This window comes from Shouchella xiaoxiensis (genome assembly GCF_016907895.1).
GTDB classification, from domain to species: domain Bacteria; phylum Bacillota; class Bacilli; order Bacillales; family Bacillaceae_D; genus Shouchella; species Shouchella xiaoxiensis.
This window is the reverse complement of sequence record NZ_JAFBCV010000006.1, coordinates 166,509-187,121: the sequence shown is the minus strand read 5'-3', so window position 1 is coordinate 187,121 and position 20,613 is coordinate 166,509. Positions and strand designations below refer to the sequence as shown.

The following is a 20,613-nucleotide window of genomic DNA, read 5'->3' as shown; positions in this document are numbered from 1 at the left end:
TCCTTTTTTATAGAAAAAGAACCTTCTTGATTAGAAGGTTCATCCTCGGTCACTCACTAGCATTGGTTTGAATTCGAAGCGCTTCAACACGCATTTCTGCGTCACCTTGTGAATCCACTCCTATTTTTATCAGGTCTTGCCCCGATTGTGCGGTCGATGATGACTGGAATAAGTACTCATCATCACGATACACATCGTGCGTCGTTCTTCCTGTTGAAACAATCGTATAGCGGGCTTGCACGGTTGGATCAACTTCGACTGAGACCGTCGGCTGATTCAGTCTGTCTTGAATCCAGCCTCTTTCACCATCATACTTGATAAAGATTGATTTCTGCTGGTTACCTTGTCTAATACTAATTTCGTTTCCATGGCTCGGTCCCAGTACAGCAAGCTCGGCTTCAAGGGTAAAGTGATAATCAGGCAAGTGAAATCCGGTGTGAGTGAGGTAATGAAAGGAACCACTCCCTCTTCGGCTTTCCTTAATGTCAACGAACCCAGCCCCTTGCTCAATCGTCCCTTGAGCCGTGCTGCCCTTAGCAATTTGCCAACGCCTTGTATAATCAACAAAGAATTCGTCAATGACGTTCCATACCTCCCCTTCCCGAACCTCAAATAAGATAGAGTTTGTTGTAAGACGTTTTCCGTTGTAATACACTTCGGCTTCAACCGTTGCAAATCCTTCTGAAGCTGAATAGAGCTTTCCCTGATCAATGCGAACGATTGACTGATCACTTGACGTTAGTTCAATTACCAACTCCTGCTGATCAATCAGCGATCCATCGTAACGTTCGGCTATTAATTCAAATTCAATTTCGCTATTCGTTGAGGAAACGACATCCGTGGATCGAAGTGTGACTTTAGCCATTTCCTTTAATTCTTCGTCATAAATGGCTCGAGCAAGCGCAATTTTTGTTGAACCACGCTGTCCTGCTTCATAGACCATGTAAAGCTCATTCTCCGAGTAGATATAGGAACGAGAGGCAGCTCGTCCGTTCTCTGGAGAATCTTGTCCTGGCTGATAATAAGCGCCTAAATGAATTTCCTGATCAAAATTTTCACCAACATCGATTACATATTGATTACCAGATCCTCCGTGAACCGTTACATAATGATTTCCGTTATAAGGGAAGTAATACGCACCGGATAGATTGCCGCCTTGGCCAGGTTGAGGTGAAATCAGCGGTTCCTGCTGCGTCTCCCATTCACGTCCATCTTTTGACCATGCTAAATAGATTTTCCTCGTGCCATTGTTATTTCCCATCAACGTCATCACGTAACGATTGTCTTTCCCTTCAAGTTCATGCTCAAATACCCGCGCATAAGAGGCTTCATTAATTCCAGTAAAATCACTCGTACTGATGACAACTTGCTCATAATCAAAATAAATGCCATCTTCAGATGTAGCAAGGCGCGTTACTGAATTTTCTCCGTGGAAATAGAGAAACAATTTCTCTTCCTCTTCATTCCAAATTGGGTGTGCTGAAGCAACGTGGGATACACTGTAATGAGGTTGCCAATCTCTTGCGATAATTGGATTTCCACTATAATCAATCCATGGACCCTCAATGGAATCCGCATAAGCAAGAGCAATCCCGCCAGGTCTATCATGCGGGCCGTAATACATGTAGTAAATTCCAAGAGGTTCGTCAAAATAATCTTCAGCGCGAATGACTGTCGGGAAATCATACTCTCCCGTCGGATCATACATCATCTGTTCTGGATCAATGATTGTCTGTTCATAGTAGAATAATGGCAAATCATGTGTCTCTCCATGAGCATCCGTCACAGTCAAACTTCCAAATAAAATAACCACCAAAAAAGCAAACGCTTTCATTAAAGGTTTCATGAAGCTCCTCCTCTCATTCTTCCATTTAGTATAGCGCGGATACCCATTTCCTCTATTCCTGCTAAGTTAAGATCTAGTAGTCTCGATTTAAGACATTCCCAACATCTCCCCCTCCAAAAACACTAGCCAATCCCCCTTCCTTCCCTTATGCTAGATTGAACCACTTGTAAGGCGGTGCATTCATGAAAACGGAAAAACAACTAAACAGCTTAATGGCGTCAATTCGTGTATTAAGTACGACGAGGGAACTGCCAGATGTCTTGCGCCAGCTCTTGCAAGAAGCGTTGCAAGTTATTGACGGCTCAACGGCTGGCGTCTTGTTCTTATACGATGAGCAGCAGAACGTCCTTTACGCGGAAAGCGCGATTGGGTTTACGATGGATGCGTTGGGAAAGGTTCGCTTAAAGCCGGGTGAAGGCATGAGTGGGAAGACGTTTCAACAGAAAAAAGGCAGCATCTATTCCCAGCTTGGAGATACGAAGGCTGGTATGGCGAACTTAAGTCAATTGAATGCCCACTATTATGAGCAATCTCTTGTGGAGCTTGCTTATCCAGTTAGCGCCATTTCCGTTCCGCTCCACCTTTCCGATGGCACATGTATCGGGGTGCTTACGGTTGATATTTTTGAACGCAACCGCACGTTTGAGGCGCATGATTTGGATTTGCTAGAAACCTTCGCGCGTCAAGCTTCCATTGCGGTGGAAAATGCGCGGTTGTATTCGCAGAACAAGCGGACTCAGGAGATTCACCAAGCGCTATCGCGCGTATCGCTGAGCTATGGTGGTTTGGGGGACATTACTGCCGCACTTGCTCGTTTGCTTTCTAAAGATGTTGTTGTGTTTAATGAATTCGGAGAAGAATTATCTCGTTTTCCTGAGCAGCGGGCGCAGACTCTTCCTGACGAACTTTTAGCTGAAATGATTGAATCGCTATTTGTGACGAGAAACTTTAGTATGCAAACGTGGTCAACTGGTAGAGGAGAGATCGAGCTCTATTCGTTTCCGATACAGCTTGATGGGGAGCCGATCGGACTGCTTATTCTTATTGGCAGTAAACAGGCCTTGCTTAACCCACTAGATAAGGTTGCGATTGAACAGGCACTCCCGCTATTTGTGATGGAGCTCCACCAACGAGAGAAACAGGATGTAAATGATTTAATGTATACAGGACGATTGTTAGAGATGATGATTCATTCAAAACAACCTGAAGGGCCGAGCCAAGACTTGTTAATGCATTTACCAACAGGGCTTCATCAACACTATGTTGTAGCGAAGGTCCAGGTAGAACACGGTCGTGTTCCGATGCCTTTGTACAATCGAATGAAGCAACAGTTGATGCGCAAAGTCTATTATGAATTGTCTAAGCTTCATGAAACAGCAATCGTCTATGAACGACACTTTGATTTAACCTTCTTATTTGTCGTTTCACCGAAGCAATCGTTTCTGGGAATTGAAACCTTTCTACAAGAATTGCTTGGCTACGCTGAACAGAAATGGACGCTTTCCAGCTATGCTGGGATTGGGCGCCCCGTCAACCTTCTTTCTGCGGCAAAGGACGCTCACGCTGAAGCGGTCCGTGCCATTCACTATTTGCAGCGAAAACAGCGAACGAATCAGGTGATAACGTATGATTCTCTTGGACCGTATCGCTTGTTTTTAGATATGAATGAAGCTGACTTAACCCAGTACGTTTCTGATAAAATTGGGCCCATCATTGATCATGATGCGAGCGGTGATTTAGTGAAGACGCTCTTTGTTTATTTAGAACAAGGGCAACGGTTAAAAGAAGCAGCGCTAGAGCTGTACGTACATGTTAATACAGTCAAATACCGCTTAAAAAAAATCTATGAACTGCTTGGGATTACGAACTTATCCGTTAATCAAAGCTTCGACATCCATCTGGCTTTGAAAATCGCGCACTATTTAGAAATCAACCCATTTAGCGACGATGGACAAAAATAAGCAGTGAACTTTGTCGAATAAAGCTATAGAATTGTCTTTCTATTTCTACTATAGTGGGTAACAAGCATTTGTTCAGACTCTTTCGTCAACGAGCAATGCACCACATTGACAGAGGGGGATTCGGCATGGAGCCTATTTATCTAGCACTATTGTTTATCGCTATTATCGCTATCGGAGAAGTCATTTCGATTAAATCTCGTGCGCGTATCCCAATGCTTCTTGTTGTTGTTGCTACGGTATTTGTTTTATTACAGACAGGCATTTTACCCGAATCCTATATTGCAGCGTCCACCTTTGTTGCGGTAGGAGGCGTCCTTGTTCCTGTCTTAATCGTTCATCTAGGAACAATGATTCCATTAAAAACGATGTACAAGCAGTATCAAGCGGTCTTAATTACGCTAATCGGCTTAACGTTTTCCGTTGTTGGTGTTTTGACGCTCGTCACGCTTTTCTTTAACTATGAAACGGCGGTTGCCGGCGCTGGTCCGATAACGGGCGGTATTATTGCCTATATCGTCACCTCCGAAGGGTTGAGAGAGGCAGGCTTTACAGCCATAATCGCTGTTCCAATTGCCGTCTTTACGATTCAGAACTTTATCGGCATGCCGCTGACGTCGATCTTTCTTTCACGTTATGCAAAGAAAATTCGGACAGATGAAGCAGCCGCTGCAGTTGAAGTAGAGGAGGTTGATGCAGCGGAACAGGAGCAGGAGAAGAGCTACCTTCTGCCGAAAGCCTGGATGCAGAGCCATTTCGTCATTATCTTCCTTCTCTTTGCAGGTGGTGCCCTTGCTGTTTTTCTTGGTCAGCTAACCGGCATTAACGCTAGCCTCTGGGCACTCGTCATCGGTGTTGCAGGTGCTGCCCTACGCTTTTTCCCTGAAAAATCGATGGATAAAGCGAACAGCTCAGGCATTACGATGATTGCATTAATCTTCGTTGTCATTAACTCATTGATCGGCGTCACGTGGGGTGAGATTGTTGCATCGCTTCTTCCCGTCATGGTGATCATGGTCATTGGAATTGCTGGCCTGATGCTCGGAGCAGTGATTGGTGCCAAGCTATTTAAGTGGGACATTAATAAATCCATTCCAGTTGTGTTAACGGCGTTGTACGGCTTTCCTGGTGATTATCTGATTGTTGAAGAAATTAGCCGAAGTGAGGGACGGAACGAGGCGGAACAAAAACGAATTATGGACGATTTAATGCCACCGATGCTTATCGGAGGATTTACCTCTGTAACAGTTGGCTCAGTAGCCATTGCCAGCATTTTAATTTCAACATTATAAAGGGAGCGGATACCTATGACAATTACAGCCATTACAAATGTTTCACTAATTGACGGAACTGGACAAGACTGCGTTAACGACGCTGTTGTGCTCGTGGAGAACAACCACATACTTGGAGCTGGTACGAAACAATCGATTGCTGTGCCTAATGATGCGACCATTATCGACGGCGGCGGCCAGTACCTTCTGCCCGGATTAATTGATACCCATGTTCATATGGCACTGGAAATTAAAAATGTCCAAGAATCGCTGCTTACGCCGTTCTCCTATCGTTTTTTTGAAGCGGCTAAACGACTGGAAACAACAATTCAAACGGGCATTACGTCGGTACGTGATGCTGGCTTTGCCGACGCAGGCATTAAGAAAGCTGTGGAAGACGGGCTTGTCTCTGGACCACGGATGCAGGTCAGCATTAACCCGCTAACGATTACAGGTGGACATGGCGATAGCTGGAATATTTCCGGAATTGATACAACAGCGCCAGTCTATCCAGGCATGCCTGACGGTAAGTGCGATGGGCGCGAAGAAGTTCGCAAAACCGTGCGGGAAATGCTCCGCGCTGGTGCTGATGTCGTCAAAGTCCACGCTACCGGCGGTGTATCGAGTCCAACTGATCACCCTGAATTTACGCAGTTTTCACAAGAAGAGCTTGAAGTCATGGTTGAAGAAGCGACGTTCCGCAAAGGCGTCAAGGTCATGGCTCATGCGCAAGGTGCGGAAGGGATTAAAAACGCCGTGCGAGCAGGTATCCATTCAATTGAACATGGGATTTACATTGATGATGAAGCGCTGGAGTTAATGCTTGAGCACGGCACATACCTTGTCCCAACCTTGCTCGCTCCGCTCGCCGTGCTAGAAGCAGCGGAAACATCCAACACAATGGCACCTTATGCAATTGAGAAGTCGAAAGAAGTGATCGACATCCATAAAGAAAGCATTCGAAAAGCGTATGAAGCAGGCGTAAAAATTGCGATGGGTACCGATGCAGGCGTCTTCCCTCATGGCATTAACCTACGTGAACTGGGGCTCATGTGCGAGATCGGAATGTCACCAATGGAGGCGATTGTTGCCTCTACCAAGACCGCTGCTGAATGTATGGGCTGGGGCGAGAAAGTCGGCACAATTGAGGCTGGTAAATGGGCTGACCTCATTCTCGTTAACAGCAACCCACTTGAAGACATACAGGTTGTCGAAAACCATGAAAACATTACGTTTGTGATGAAGGATGGACAGGTATTTAAAGATACACTTGCAAAAGCAGCCAGCGTGACGAATTAGAGTAAAGATAAGAGGCTGGGACAACAGTAGATAGACAGACCAAAATGACGAACATTCCTGAAAAGAGGAGCGTTCGTCATTTGTTTTAAAATGAAATGAGCGGGAGGAGAATCCGAAGACTCTGGAGTGGTGGGTTTCCACGGAAGAGGCTGAGGCCGTGCCCCCGGAAAGCGAGGAATTCTCCCGTAGCGGTGCTACTCAGCATATTTTAGATGATTCGTCTTTTCAACTACTATTTTTAGTTATGTGATTGCTCGACAGACTTAGCAAGAGTGACTTTTTCACGATCTTACACTTCAACACAATCAAACAATTCAGTAAACTATAGCTAACAAGAGATTAAGGAGGCGTTTCCCATGCCTATATACAATAAACTCGTACGTGACAAAGTTCCGGAAGTCATACAGAAGAATGGAAAATCCTACTCAAGTCGAACTCTCTCCCAACATGAATATGAAGAGCAGATCCGTCTCAAACTTCAAGAGGAAATTGCCGAATACCTAGCTGCAGATACCGCCGGTCAGGCGCTCGAAGAATTAGCCGATGTGTTGGAAGTCATTCATAGTCTCGTAGGCATCCACAATAGCTCTTTTCATGAAGTGGAAACGATCCGCAAGCAAAAAAGCGCCGAACGTGGTGGATTTAAAAAGCGAGTTTTCTTAGAAAAAGTCGATGATTAAACAGAGGAGTGAAAGGCGACCTTCTAAACTAACTTTGACCTTTTTACCAGCGAAGAATCTTTTAATCAACTAGCGTATCCCATGATGACCACCCTTCCCTTCGTCAGATAATCTTTCAAAGAAACCATTACGAATCGGTCTCTTTTCATGTATAATCGGTTTAACTCATTTTTGTACTGGAGGAGTAAACATATGTCCACACTAGTTGGAGCACTTCGGGATGCTTTAAGCGTGCCACAAGTAACGATAAACGAGACTGTTCTTGAATTACATAGCAAAGACGAATCCTATCACCAAGCGGTTAAGCCTGAAGTTGTTGTTTATCCGTATAACGCTCAAGACATAAGCAAAATGATGAAAGTCGCTCAAACATTTAACCGACCGATTTACCCATTTGGGCTTGGAACAAGTCTAGAAGGTCTTGTTATCCCGCGGGAGGACGGCATTTCGGTTGATTTTTCTGAAATGAACAATATTATCGAAATAAAAGAAAAAGACTTTCTTGTCACCGTTCAACCAGGCGTCACGCGCACACAATTAAATCATGAATTGAAGAAATATGGGCTGTTCTTTCCTGTCGACCCTGGTGCCGATGCGACAATGGGGGGCATGGCAGCGACAAACGCAAGCGGAACAACTTCCGTCCGATACGGAACAATGCGTGACCAAGTGCGAAATCTCGAAGTCGTACTTGCCGACGGCTCAATCATTCAAACAGGCAGCAATGCCGCCAAGTCTTCTTCTGGCTACCATTTAAATGGCCTGTTTGTAGGTTCGGAAGGCACACTTGGCTGTTTTACTTCCATCACTTTAAAAGTATACGGTATTCCTGAACATATCGTTGCCGGCCGGGCTGTTTTTCCGACCGTACATGATGCCGTTGCCGCTGTTGTTTCAATCTTACAAGCAGGCATCCCAATCGCTCGGGTTGAACTTGTGGATGAAGCCTCCATTCAAAAAGTAAACGAATTTAGCGAGACGACATACCCGGTTAAACCCACGCTTTTTCTTGAATTCCATGGCAATGAAGCCGGACTGAAGCACGATGTGGCGTTTACGAAAGAGATAGTAAGCGACCACGGCTGCCAAGCGATCGATTTTGAACACAATAATGCTGCGCGAAATAAGCTCTGGGATGCGCGCCATAATTTAGCGTACGCGTTTATCCATAGCAATCCAGGCAAAAAAATGATGGTGACTGACGTTTGTGTCCCGATCTCTCAATTAGCCGACGCGATCAACTATGCCCGTCAAGCCGTCGATCAATCGATTCTAGAAGGCGGAATTGCCGGGCATGTCGGCGACGGGAACTACCATATCATTCTGATGTTCGATCCTAACCACGACGCTGACGTTAAAGCGGCGACCGCCATTAATGAGGCGATCGTGAGCCAAGCCCTCGCTGTTGGCGGCACATGCACCGGCGAACACGGCGTTGGCATTGGCAAGCAGAAATACCAACAAGAAGAGCATGGCGAAGCACTGGCCGTTATGCAAAAAATTAAACAAGCAATCGATCCACAAAATCGTTTAAATCCCGATAAGCTTGTACAGGTAAAGGAGTAACCGAGCATGAGACAACTCGCAGCTATCAGCGCCTTTGCAGGAAAGTATTTCGCCGTATTTGTTATTGTGGCTGCACTGATTGCCTTTTTTGTTCCAGATCCCTTCATTCCCATTAGTAGCTATATCCCCATCCTGCTCGGGATTGTGATGTTTGGGATGGGGATGACGATGAAGCCAGCTGATTTCACGCTCGTTGCTAAGCACCCACTTCCCGTTGTACTCGGGCTCGTTGCCCAATTTACCATTATGCCTTTGACCGCTCTGGCCATTGCCTATTTGTTAAACTTGCCTCCAGAGCTTGCCGCTGGACTCGTTTTACTTGGGTCGGTTCCTGGTGGGACAGCTTCCAACGTGATGGTTTATCTCGCTAAAGGCGACTTACCCTTATCGATTACGATGACCTCTCTGTCAACGCTCGTTGCGCCATTCGCCACGCCAGCTATTTTGTATGCCCTTGCTGGCCAATGGATGCCGGTCAATTTTTTCGACATGTTTATGATGATCATTCAAGTGATTCTCGTTCCAGTCATACTCGGCTTGCTCATTCGCCGCGTCCTGCCGAGATTCGCAGATAAAACGATCACGGTGATGCCGCTCGTGTCCGTTCTCGCCATTCTCACAATCATTACGGCTGTTGTCGGCGCAAATACGGAAAGCCTCTCTGCATCTGGACTGATCGCTTTTGTTGCGGTTATGCTCCATAACGGCGCCGGACTCTTGCTTGGCTACGCCGTGGCTGCCGCTTTCCGTCTCACCCCAAGCCAGCGACGTGCTGTCTCGATTGAGATCGGCATGCAGAACACAGGACTTGGCGTCACACTCGCCACCGCCCATCTAACTCCACTCGCAGCTATTCCAAGCGTGATCGGGGCTGCTTGGCATAATATTACCGGGCCCATTATGGCAACATACTGGTCAAAACGACCTTTACATGACGAGACGAAACCAGAAAAGAAAAAGAGCGCTTAATATAAAAGGCAGCTGAACCTATTGTTCAGCTGCCTTTCATTGTATTTTTATTGGCTGGAGCTTATGTGGGGTTTAACAAGTGAATTCGGGCAACTTTCTAGGAGAGTCTAGGCAAGAAGAGCTTTCTAAACTCTCTCAATAAGCAAATTACTCCGGTCCATAGCAACGCCGTAAAACGCAGCAACTTCTTCTAATTCACGAACTACCGCCTCAGTTAAAGGAATACCTTTTTTTTCACGCTTCGCTTGTTCTCTGTATTCCAGTTCGCCTGGTAAAAAAATTTCCTTTACACCGTCCGCATGAGGGTTCGCTTTTACCTCGGTTGCCATTTGCGCCATTCGTTGTTTAAAGTCATCAAGCTCCACAAACAAATCCGCTCTAAAAACGAGAAAGAACTGCCCTACATCTTGCTCTTCCTGATTGTATAAGCTACCGAGGTGAGGTCCGAAGCTCGCTCCCGTCATGAGCGCAGAAAGAACTTCAACAAAGAAAGCAAGTCCATATCCTTTTGGTCCGCCAACTGGCAACACCGTCCCACCATCAAGCGCAATCGTTGGGTCATCCGTTGGCTTTCCCTCTTTTGATACGGCCCAACCGAAGGGAATAGACGTGTTGTTTTTTAACGCTAAGCGAATCTTCCCTCTAGCAACTACACTCGTCGCCATATCAAAAACAAGCGGTTCTGCATCTGCGACCGGAATCCCATATGCGAGCGGATTTGTTCCAAAAAAAGCGGCTTTCCCACCCCATGGGGCCATGCTTGGAGGCGCATTTGTTGTTGCAAGTGCGACACAGTCATTATCTGCTGCATATTTAACGTAATCGGCCAGCATCCCGCAATGGTTCGAGCGACGGATGCCAACGATGCCGATCCCTGTTGCTTTTGCTTTTTTTACTGCAAGCTGAATCGCATCCGTTGCAAGTAAAATTCCCATCTGGTTGTTTCCATCAATTACACAGCTAGATGGTAGATCTCGCTCTACACGATAGTCATCATCGACGGCTATCATGCCAGAACGAATTCGGTCTGTATATGTTTTCACACGACTGACACCATGTGAATCAATACCGCGTAAATTGGCTAAAACAAGATGATCGGCTAAACGGACTGCTTGGTTTTCTTTAAAGCCAGCTTTTTCGAAAATCCCGGTAATTAGTGCCTGAAGTGCCTGTTTCTTAGCGTGCATTGACCCCACCCTTTTGCATTGATTGCTTGGCTTTTGCGATTACTTGCACTACCTCCTGCCAATCATCCGGGCGTGTGCCTTGAAATGCATTGCGTAGTTCAAACTGGCTAATATAGTCTAGCTTCGCCTTGCTAGCTTCTGTCATTAAGTGATTCATGCCGAGCTCGGTTAACAACTCAAGTGAACCTTCTAGCTCAATTGCCCGCCGTTTAGAATGGATTGCCGTGCCCGTCACGAGCTGATTCACTACTTGTTCGAAGGGGTTTGCCTCCATCGTCCCTTTGATTGATGTCAAGACCTGGTCCGCTACGTTTAGTTTTTGCGACGCTTCGACTAACTCGACTAACAACGCTGCCGTTCCCTTCATATAAATGCTACGCAGTAATTTAATTGAAGAAGCATCTCCAGCTTCATTACTGACAATTGTTATGTTCATGCCGTATCGCTCCATCTTATCCTTAAAGGACTGTGCCCCTGTACCGCTGCTATACATAGGCACTTTATGTTGGTTCACCGTAAGCGGTCCTAACATCGCTGCATCAACGCTTTCTGCCCCTGCTTCTGCTACAACCTGAGCAATTTTCTTCTTCACTGTTGGGCTAGATGCTGATACATCAATATATAAATGCGCAGCAGTTAACTGCTCTTTAATGCTCTCACAAGCATTTAATGCATATTGCGCTGGAACGGCAACGATTAAGTCCTTCCGTTGACGTGCGACGTCTTTTGCTTCAAAGCAGGGGCTGACGTCAAGCTCCTTCATTTTTTTCTCTATCCCGCTTTCTGGCTGTTGCAGCAAAGGATCAAACGCAACCATATCGGTTAAACCCTCTTGCGCAAGACCTTTAGCCATTTCGTATGCAGCCTCACCAAATCCAATAAATCCAATCATCTGTCCACTCCTATCTTTCTTCTATTTAAGAAAAGGCTTTATCTTGTCTTTCAGCCAGCTTGGTTCAATCGTCAGACTCTTGCCACCCGCTTCTCGCTCTTTCTTAAATGCTGCAATCTCTTGTAGCCGCTGTTTTTCATACGCTTGTTTTTTCTCTGCACGACGAAATACTTGTTCCAGCTCGTCTTTTGGCACAACGGTTACACCGTCATCATCGCCAACTATTAAATCACCTGGCTCGACCGTCACCCCTCCGCAAGCAACCGGGATGTTGATCGCTCCTGGCCCATCTTTGTACGGTCCATTTGGAACAAAACCTTTTGCGTAAATGGGTAACGTAAGCGCTTGTAAATCTGAGCGATCACGAACCAACCCATCTATCACTATTCCCTCTAATCCCAATGCTTCAGCGGCAGCAGCCATCAGTTCACCCATGTAGGCGTTTTTGGTGTGCCCCTTGCCATCAGCAATTAAGACATATCCAGGACCACCGCTATAAATTGCTTCATGTAAAAATAAATTGTCACCTGGTTTCATCGAAACCGTAACCGCAGCTCCAATCATTTGGTACCCTTGGGCGACGGGACTTATTTTATACGACATCGAATTTGCTCCGTCCATTGCATCAGCAAGCAAAGAGCTGTTTAGCTTTCTTGCTCGCTTTACGATGTCTTCTTTAAAAATCTCTGGATATTGTTTAAATCGACTCATCCAATCCCTTTCCTTTCATATTCTTTTTAAACTTCTTTAAGTTTGGCAATACAACGGATAAAGCAGCTACGATGAATAATCCCAGCACAACCGGATTGCCGAAAAACACCATCCAATCTCCGTTTGAAATCGTTAGCGCCATGCGGAAATTTTCTTCAAGTAAATCACCGAGAACAAACGCCAGTATAAAGGGAGCCGCTGGAATTTTGAGCGATTTCATGACATAACCAATCACACCAAAGAGTAGCAGCAAGTACAAATCAAAGGTGCTAAAGCTAATCGCGTAAACGCCCATCATGCATAGCATCAGCACAAGTGAAATGAGTAACGGACGTGGAATCTTTAATACTTTCGCGATGTAAGGAATCAAAGGTAGATTAAGAATGATTAAAATAATATTTCCTAAGTACATACTGGCAATAATGCCCCAAAATAACGCGGGTTCTTCTTGCACGAGCAGCGGTCCTGGCTGAACGCCTAAGACGAGAAACGCCCCTAAAAGAACGGCCGTTGTTCCAGATCCAGGGATTCCCAGGCTCAAAAGCGGCACAAACGATCCAGTTGACGCTGCATTTGTCGAGGTCTCCGGTGCCGCCAACCCTTTGGCTGATCCTTTCCCAAACTCTTCTGGATTCTTGGAAATTCTCTTTTCCGTAATGTAGCTCATAAACGAGGCAATTGTTGCTCCTGCCCCTGGTAAAATCCCGATTAAGAATCCTAAAACCGAATGCCTACCCATCGGTCCACTTATTTCTTTAAAATCCTTTTTCGTTAAGCGAATGGATCCGATATTTGATAGCTTTTCAAAAGAACGATCACGTCGGTTAATGATTAAATACGTGACTTCTGCCAAAGCGAATAGCCCTAACGCGATGACAAGAAAATCAATTCCCTCCAACAAATTGACGTTTCCAAATGTAAAGCGATTCGTGCCCGTTTGAGAATCGATTCCAATCGTAACGGCCATAAATCCAAGAATTGCTGAAATAAACGCCCTGATCGAGGAACCATCGGAAAGACTGGCAATTGCTGTCATCCCCAGCAGCATTAGCGCAAAATACTCTGCTGGACCAAATGAGACCGCTAATCCAGCTAAAACTGGAGCAAACAGCATTAGGAAGATCGCAGCAACGGTTCCTCCAACAAAGGAAGCAATCGCCGCGATAGCCAGTGCCTTTCCAGCCTCTCCCCTTTGCGCCATCGGATACCCATCAAATGTTGTCGCTACGGTACTTGCTGCACCAGGTGTATTGATTAAAATTGAAGATGTCGAACTTCCGAAAATCGAGCCATAATACACACCTGCCATCATCACTAACGCATACGTTGGGTTCATTCCATATGTAATTGGAATCATGACTGCAATTGCCGTGATTGGCCCTAACCCAGGCATAATTCCAATTGCGGTTCCAATTAATACACCAAGAGCAACAAACAAAATTCCTTCCCAACTATACGCAACCTGAAAACCTTCAATAATTCCGCTAAATCCGCTCATAAGACACCTCCTTTTCCATTATTAAATGGGTAAAATTCCACTTGGTAGCGCAATCATTAGATAACGAGTAAACAAAAGATAAAAAGCTAAGGGAAAGAGAATGGCTACAATGCCATTTGTAAGATGTTTTCTATATCCTAAGATCAATGAACAAATGAAGATAAAGCACATCGTTGTCAGAACAAAACCAACTGGTTCTAGCAACAAGATATAAATGAAGAGGAGCAAAACTACAGGAACAATTACTTTCAGATCACTTTTTGCGATATAAATCTTTGCCCCTTCTTCGTCTTTTGAAAAGAATAGGATGATTGAAAATAACGCCAGTAATCCTCCTAGTATGAGTGGAAAGATATCCGCATCAATTAAAATGTATTCATATTTTGGTAACAGCCAACTTGCTAAGACATACGCAATCGCCAGCGCAAACAATGGGATGCTAATTTTTTGGTTCATTGTCATTGTCCTCAGCCCTCCTTATTTAGCTAGTAGCCCTAGTTCTTCCATGATCACGCTGTTTGTTTCCACTTCTTGTCTGATAAACTCTGTATACTCCTCACTCCCCATAAACAATTCATCCCAGCCAAACTGTTTACGGATTGCCTCAAATTGTTCAGACTCGCTAATGTCACGCATGATGCCTTCGTAATAAGCAACTTGTGCATCCGTCATTCCACCTGGACCATAGACGCCGCGCCAATTGACGAACACGGTGTCGTACCCTTGTTCAACCGCTGTTGGGAACTCTGCCAATTGTTCCGAATCAAGACGCTCTTCAGATAATACAGCCAAGATTTTTATGTTTCCTGCCCGATGTTGTTCCACAGCACCACTTCCAAGCTTTGATGTGAGCACATCAACGGTGCCATTTAACAGGACAGGCAACCCGCCACTCGACTGATCCGTTACGTAGCTAATATCCTCCATCGGAATGCCTGCTTCCATAGCAAGTGAGATAAATTGCACGTGATCAAAACCACCTGGTGTATTGCCGCCAACAACCGTAATCGAATCAGGATTTTCTTTATAGTCTTCCAGAAGTTCATTTAAGCTGTCCCAAGGAGCATCAGCACGTACTGCAATAATGCCGTAATCTGCAGCCAAGTTAGCAATCGGTGTCATATCATCCCAGTTGTAATCTGAATTGCCAGCGAGCATAGAAAATACCATTGTTGTTGACGTCGAAAAAATATGGTGAGGGTCATTTACATTTTGAATGTAGGCCCAGCCAACAGCTCCTGTTCCACCAGGCTTATTGATAACGCCGATATTCTGCTCCATTAACTCCTGTTCCATAATCGCATTCGATACAACCCGAGCAAACGTGTCCCAACCACCTCCGGCACGTGCTGGCGCGACCATCTCAACTGGTTTTTCAGGCTTCCACTCACTCGCTCCATCCTCATTGACTTCATCACTACTGCAACCAGCGATTAGCAAAGCAAGCACTGCAATTGGAATAAGTCTCTTCAACCGTTGTTTCATTTCATGTCCCTCCCTCTCCTATTCTAATTAAATCGCTTTCATTTTTAATCAAGCTTAATTGCAAACGCTTTCGTTTTATAAATCGATAAGGAAGTGATAAGTTCCGTTATATGTATTTTTAAACCATTATACGGAACTTTTCAAGTGTTTTTTCATATTTTTTCTAAAATGAATTTTACTTTCGCGCGAAATCAATCAGAAAATAGCCTGCTAAGCTAAAGCTTAAAAACAAAAAACCTGCCACAAAAAAACAATGACAGGTTCCGTTCTAATTTGGTTCACATTACCTTCCTTTGAAGCCTAATTCCTGAGATAGCTTGTTCGCATCTTTAAGCAAGCGATCTTGCCACTGTTTCATTTTCTCTTCAGTAAATCGCATACTTGGACCCGTAATGCTCAGTGAATACTTCACATTACCTGAGATTGAGAAAATGGCTGAAGAAATCGCATTGACACCGGCACCACGCTCATCAATGCTTAATGCTTGATTCGTTGACCGTATTTCTTCTAGTTGCTGCATTAACCGATCTTGGTCTTGCACTGTCTCGACCAATTCCTTAATAAACTCACTTGATTGAAACGCAAGCAAAGACTTTCCAGTAGCCCCAACTACTAATTCTAGTTTCGAACCGATGCTTACATTATGAGTAACGACTTCTAAACTAACAAAGCGCTGAACGCATACTCGCTTGTTTCCATCAATTTTAAACAGAGCGATGGACTCATTTGTTTCATCACGCAATTGTTTCATCAGGGGAGTTGCTAGTTGGACCACATCATTGGATATTTCTGCGACGCGCCCTAACACATACACACTATGCCCAAGTTTGTAATTAAAATTGGTTTCATTTCGTTCTAGCATGCCAACATCAATTAACGTATCAATGAGTCGTGCTGTTGTTGATTTGGGTAAATTAAGTTTTTGCGTAAGCTTAGTCAGAGAGATTTCAGGTTCATTAACTGTAAAACATTGGAGCAAACGAACAGCCCGCTGCACCGTTTGAAGCCCTTTAGCAGATCCTTCCACTTTACACACTCCTATCACATGATCTTCCTCTCTTTACATTACATGAAATGAATCAAGGTTTCCAAACGTTTTAGCACAACGGAAAAAACTTTTGCTAACGCACGCATTAGCAAAAGCCTTTTTCTTACCCTAGTTTTTTCTGGCCTGTTGGTTTTTTAGCGAGATCTTTATTCTGACCCGCTTTTAATAGAAAGCTGCTTCCTTCATGTCCAACAACCTTCGTCACTTCTTTAGCCGCGATCATTAGCTGATCAAGATTAATTCCTGTTTCAATGCCCATTAAATGAAGCCCATGCACTAAATCTTCCGTTGCAATATTACCTGCAGCACTTGGAAAATAAGGGCATCCACCCAGCCCAGCTGTTGCACTATCAAAAGAAGTAACACCGTTCTCCAATCCTGCAACAGCATTGGCAAAAGCCATCCCTCTTGTATTATGCAGATGCAGCGAAAAAGACATTGCCGCAAATTCCTGATTTAACGTCTGTAAGAGCGATGACACCTGCCTCGGGTTTCCCATTCCAGCCGTATCTGCTAAAGACACATCACGTATGCCCATCTCCTGATAGCGACGCACAAGCTTGATGATTTCTTCCTCGCCTACCGCTCCCTCGTACGGACAGCCAAACGTCACGGTTAAAGCACCTCCGACATAGACATCTTCTTGATTCGCGCGCTCGACAACAGGGAGCAATTTTTCAATAGCTTCTTGCCGCGTACAGTTCGAGTTCGCCAGCGAATGAGAATCCGTCGCAGACAAAAGCAATTTGATCTTTTTGACACCAGTACCTATTGCCCGCTCCGCTCCTTTTAAATTCGGAACAAGCGCACGAAACGATACATCCGTTAATTCCTTTACTCCTTTTATTACTGCCTCTGCATCCTTTAACTGTGGAATTGCTCGCGGGTGGACAAACGACGTTGCTTCAATCTGGCGAATCCCCGAAGCAGCGAGTGCCTTGATTAGCTTTATTTTTTCCTCAGTTTCAACCCATTGCTCCATTTGGAACCCATCGCGAGGTAATACTTCCCAGACCGTCACTTTTTTTGGAAACCGTGTCTCCATGCTACACCACCCCATTTTCTTTAAGGCTGGTAATCTGTTCTTCTGAATAACCGAGGTTTGCCAAAATGCTTGTCGTATGTTCCCCTAAATCAGGTGCACGATGGCGAATACGGCCTGGTGTTTCCGAAAACTTCGGCACGACCCCAGGAACTTTTACTTTTCCTAAACGAGGATGTTCAACCTCAAGAATGTTCTCACGGGCTTGATACTGCTCGTTTTCAAAGATATCTTTTATACTCATGATTGGAGAGATAGGCACACCATAGTGATCGAGCTTCTGCTGTAAAGCATCCCTCTCGTGAGACTTGATAAATGCACGAACGATTTGCTGCAAATCCTCATCATTGTCCATGCGCTCCGCATTGGTTAAATAGCTGGGATCGGTAATGAGTTCTTCTCGCCCCATCGCTTCCGCCAAGCGCTCCCATGTTCTTTGCGTACTACATACGAGAACGACCCAATGATCATCTCTTGTACTATACGTCCCGGCCGGACTTGAATGGCCATGTAACATCGGCGCACGCTCCCGCACTTTGCCCAGCTGGTCATACTCCGCAACTAAAAAGTCCATCATCCGAAACATTGCTTCATACAATCCTAACTCTACGACCTGCCCTTTATCCGTACCTAGAGCATCCCGATTATAGAGAGCGCTTACAGTTCCAAGCGCTAAAAACACTCCAGAGATATAATCCATCAACGAAAAAGCCGGACTAACTGGATGTCGATCAGAGAACCCTTGCAAATACGTGTAGCCTGAAAAGGCAGTAGCCGGTGTCCCAAAACCCGCTTTTTCAGCGTAAGGTCCCGTTTGCCCGTAGCCTGATTGCCTAGCCATGACTAGTCTAGGATTGACTTGCTTTAGATCCTCATAGCCAAGTCCCCACCGCTCTAACGTTTTAGGACGAAAATTTTCAATTAAGATATCCGCATCTTTAATCAACTCTTTAAACACGCTCTGACCTTCTGGCTGACGAATATCAAGCGTTATTGATTGTTTGTTCCGCGACATGCCCGGCCAACGAAGCGGCTCCTCCTCTTTATAAGGTCCCAGCCCACGAAGTGGATCACCAGTATGCGGGAGCTCGACTTTTATTACTTCCGCCCCCATGTCACCTAATAAACTTGCCGCAAAAGGCGCGGCAAGAACTGTCGAAGCATCAATAATTCGGATTCCGGTTAACGGGCCATTACTTGTGTTCATGTCGTTTCCCTCCTCATTTGTCCCACTATATATTAATAAAAACCACATAACGGAACTTTAACTTGAATGTATCATATTTTGGAAGGGTAGACAATGGGATAGGATTTAGTTAATAAGAGTTGATTGTTTTACAAAAAAACAGCCCTCATCGAAGAGCTGAATATTTGAGGAATTATTTTCAGTTCGTGCTGATATAAGACAACCCTCCTTCTACAATTAATCCAGCGTTCGTAAAACACTTTGTAAAATCAGTAGAAGATAGTATTGACTCAGCAGTAAAAACGACTAAGACTGTTGGGAAAGTTATTGATAAAGATATTATTTCAGTAACTGAAAAAATTACTTCTTTCTTGTGCTGGAGAACACATAATTTAAATTGGCTTCACTTGAACATTATTGTATTGTAGAGAAAGAGTGGTTGATTTAATTAGCTATTCTTCAACAGCAATATTATTTGGTTTTTATAACATTATCATTGTATTGGACGTGTCGATAAACATGCTATTACTTGAGTATTTTTTATACTTTAGTATTCTCTGTATGTACGGTTTGAATATTTCTGCTGGAATGGGGCTTTTACTTTTTAATAGCGTTTACAGGCGAATATATGAAAGTTTTGTGATTGAATACCCGAATAATATTATGAAGAAAATATGGAATGGTTTTTACCACACCACTGGAGGGGGACTCTCCTATTTTCTCTATTATTGGCTACGAAAGCAGTACAATTCATTGACTGTAAATCTTTTATTCATTCTATATATTGTTATTTTTATGGTGTCCGGTCTTATTATCACTACCATTTTAGCAACATCAATTAATTGGATTTTTAATTAGACGTGATAAGTGCTCTTTAGGTTTTCTCTATTAAACAATACTGACTTAGTTGTGGTGCTTGCCATATAATTTCTTGAGCTTTTTATGAATTCTTGCCCACCTTGAAAACTTTAATGGAAAGAAGCTTCCGCTTTATCTAAGAAGGACGTGAGTTATCATTAGTATCATGGAAATCATTTTCACATTTGTTCTTGCTATTTCTTTTGGGATGATATTTACAACTGGTTTTGGTTTATTGATCTGGGAAAAAATCTTTAAATTCACTTATGAGAGTTTGATGTTTGTGGATGCTAATACTCCCCTAAAAAAAAGTTGGAATTTCTTTTATCATTTAACGGGCGGAGGTATATCTTATTTCTTTTATTTTTGGCTAAAAGATCGTCATTCTATCCCTAAAACTAAACTGATTTTTTCTCTTTACCTCATTGCCTCTATTCCTTTTTCAATTTTAGGTCTTACAATTGCTTTAAACCTTGTCTCGTTTTTAACTAACTAACTCGTTTAAAATGAACAGCAAAACAAAAAAATTACTGAGGAGGACTCAATGGCTACACAAATGGAACAGCACCCTCCAACTGGATCACGGCTGACATTCGTACTTAAAAACCAATATCACAAGAATATCCCCCTAAAAAACGCCCTTTTATAAAGAATATATTTCAAAAGGAAGTGGTCCAGTTATTTGTAGAAACAGTATGATTCATTATATATATTTTTTTAATAACATCCTACGCATTAAATGTGTCTGCTGGAGTGGGGCTCTTAATTTGGAGTAAAGTTTACAGACAAATTTATGATAGTTTTCTTATAGAAAAAACAGATAATAAGATGAAAAATGCATGGAACACTTTTTACCATATTATAGGTGGAGGTCTCTCCTATCATTTATATTATTGGTTACATAAACGTTACGCTTCTTTCACATCAAATTTAGTCTATCTTCTGTATTTGATTTTATATCTTTCTGTAGGATTTTTATTTCTAATGTTTATTGTCTCAATTATTGAAGCGATTTTCTCTTAAACAATTGATGCAGAAATTGAGGTAACTCACCATGGTTTTAGTCCAAATTTTCTTATCTGCGTTTCTTTTTATATCTGTCGGCCTTACTATCTCG

Annotated in this window: 17 protein-coding genes; 7 read left to right on the top strand and 10 right to left on the bottom strand. The window is 43.9% G+C overall.

Annotated elements, in window-relative coordinates; genetic code table 11:
- Positions 1 to 49 precede the first annotated feature (49 nt).
- Complete coding sequence (locus JOC54_RS11445; RefSeq protein ID WP_204466417.1) at positions 50 to 1,846, bottom strand: glycoside hydrolase family protein; 1,797 nt, start codon at positions 1,844 to 1,846, stop codon at positions 50 to 52.
- Between the two features lie 182 nt (positions 1,847 to 2,028).
- Between JOC54_RS11445 and JOC54_RS11440 the strand changes: the two genes are divergently transcribed.
- The 6 genes from JOC54_RS11440 (at position 2,029) to JOC54_RS11415 (ending at position 9,589) form a co-directional block, all read left to right on the top strand.
- The gene (locus JOC54_RS11440; RefSeq protein WP_204466416.1) at positions 2,029 to 3,807 is read left to right on the top strand and encodes a helix-turn-helix domain-containing protein; all 1,779 of its coding nucleotides are present in this window, start codon (positions 2,029 to 2,031) and stop codon (positions 3,805 to 3,807) included.
- 125 nt (positions 3,808 to 3,932) lie between these two features.
- Positions 3,933 to 5,096, top strand: a complete 1,164-nt coding sequence (locus tag JOC54_RS11435; RefSeq protein ID WP_204466415.1) for a hypothetical protein — start codon at positions 3,933 to 3,935, stop codon at positions 5,094 to 5,096.
- A 15-nt stretch (positions 5,097 to 5,111) separates the two neighbouring features.
- Positions 5,112 to 6,374 carry a metal-dependent hydrolase family protein gene (locus tag JOC54_RS11430; protein WP_204466414.1) on the top strand — a complete coding sequence of 421 codons (1,263 nt, stop codon included), beginning with the start codon at positions 5,112 to 5,114 and terminating at the stop codon, positions 6,372 to 6,374.
- Between the two features lie 356 nt (positions 6,375 to 6,730).
- Positions 6,731 to 7,054: a nucleoside triphosphate pyrophosphohydrolase gene (locus JOC54_RS11425; RefSeq protein WP_204466413.1), complete on the top strand. Its 324-nt coding sequence runs from the start codon at positions 6,731 to 6,733 to the stop codon at positions 7,052 to 7,054.
- 192 nt (positions 7,055 to 7,246) lie between these two features.
- Positions 7,247 to 8,620 carry an FAD-binding oxidoreductase gene (locus tag JOC54_RS11420; RefSeq protein WP_204466412.1) on the top strand — a complete coding sequence of 458 codons (1,374 nt, stop codon included), beginning with the start codon at positions 7,247 to 7,249 and terminating at the stop codon, positions 8,618 to 8,620.
- A 6-nt stretch (positions 8,621 to 8,626) separates the two neighbouring features.
- Positions 8,627 to 9,589 (top strand): bile acid:sodium symporter family protein, encoded by a 963-nt coding sequence (locus JOC54_RS11415; RefSeq protein WP_204466411.1) that lies wholly within the window; start codon positions 8,627 to 8,629, stop codon positions 9,587 to 9,589.
- Between the two features lie 125 nt (positions 9,590 to 9,714).
- Here JOC54_RS11415 and JOC54_RS11410 read toward each other — a convergent pair whose 3' ends face one another.
- From JOC54_RS11410 to JOC54_RS11370, 9 genes are all read right to left on the bottom strand, one after another.
- A complete protein-coding gene (locus tag JOC54_RS11410; protein ID WP_204466410.1) occupies positions 9,715 to 10,776 on the bottom strand; it encodes an Ldh family oxidoreductase in 1,062 nt (353 codons plus the stop codon).
- Entirely contained in the window at positions 10,766 to 11,668 is a 903-nt protein-coding gene (locus JOC54_RS11405; protein ID WP_204466409.1) for a DUF1932 domain-containing protein, read from the bottom strand. Before JOC54_RS11405 ends, JOC54_RS11410 begins: the two co-directional genes overlap by 11 nt.
- Positions 11,669 to 11,689: 21 nt before the next feature.
- Entirely contained in the window at positions 11,690 to 12,379 is a 690-nt protein-coding gene (locus tag JOC54_RS11400; RefSeq protein WP_204466408.1) for an RraA family protein, read from the bottom strand.
- Positions 12,366 to 13,877 (bottom strand): tripartite tricarboxylate transporter permease, encoded by a 1,512-nt coding sequence (locus JOC54_RS11395; RefSeq protein WP_204466407.1) that lies wholly within the window; start codon positions 13,875 to 13,877, stop codon positions 12,366 to 12,368. The genes JOC54_RS11400 and JOC54_RS11395 overlap by 14 nt, the downstream gene beginning before the upstream one ends.
- 21 nt (positions 13,878 to 13,898) lie before the next feature.
- Positions 13,899 to 14,339 carry a tripartite tricarboxylate transporter TctB family protein gene (locus JOC54_RS11390; protein ID WP_054794630.1) on the bottom strand — a complete coding sequence of 147 codons (441 nt, stop codon included), beginning with the start codon at positions 14,337 to 14,339 and terminating at the stop codon, positions 13,899 to 13,901.
- Positions 14,340 to 14,354: 15 nt separating this feature from the next.
- Positions 14,355 to 15,362, bottom strand: coding sequence for a Bug family tripartite tricarboxylate transporter substrate binding protein (locus JOC54_RS11385; RefSeq protein ID WP_204466406.1), 1,008 nt, complete (start codon positions 15,360 to 15,362; stop codon positions 14,355 to 14,357).
- A 283-nt stretch (positions 15,363 to 15,645) separates the two neighbouring features.
- The gene (locus tag JOC54_RS23385) at positions 15,646 to 16,389 is read right to left on the bottom strand and encodes an IclR family transcriptional regulator (RefSeq protein ID WP_204466405.1); all 744 of its coding nucleotides are present in this window, start codon (positions 16,387 to 16,389) and stop codon (positions 15,646 to 15,648) included.
- A gap of 124 nt (positions 16,390 to 16,513) precedes the next feature.
- Positions 16,514 to 17,455 carry a hydroxymethylglutaryl-CoA lyase gene (locus tag JOC54_RS11375; RefSeq protein ID WP_204466404.1) on the bottom strand — a complete coding sequence of 314 codons (942 nt, stop codon included), beginning with the start codon at positions 17,453 to 17,455 and terminating at the stop codon, positions 16,514 to 16,516.
- A 1-nt stretch (position 17,456) separates the two neighbouring features.
- A complete protein-coding gene (locus tag JOC54_RS11370) occupies positions 17,457 to 18,659 on the bottom strand; it encodes a CaiB/BaiF CoA transferase family protein (protein ID WP_204466403.1) in 1,203 nt (400 codons plus the stop codon).
- 1,003 nt (positions 18,660 to 19,662) lie between these two features.
- On the opposite strand from JOC54_RS11370, the gene JOC54_RS11365 reads away from it, so the two are divergent.
- Positions 19,663 to 19,992 carry a hypothetical protein gene (locus JOC54_RS11365; RefSeq protein ID WP_204466402.1) on the top strand — a complete coding sequence of 110 codons (330 nt, stop codon included), beginning with the start codon at positions 19,663 to 19,665 and terminating at the stop codon, positions 19,990 to 19,992.
- Positions 19,993 to 20,613: the final 621 nt, after the last annotated feature.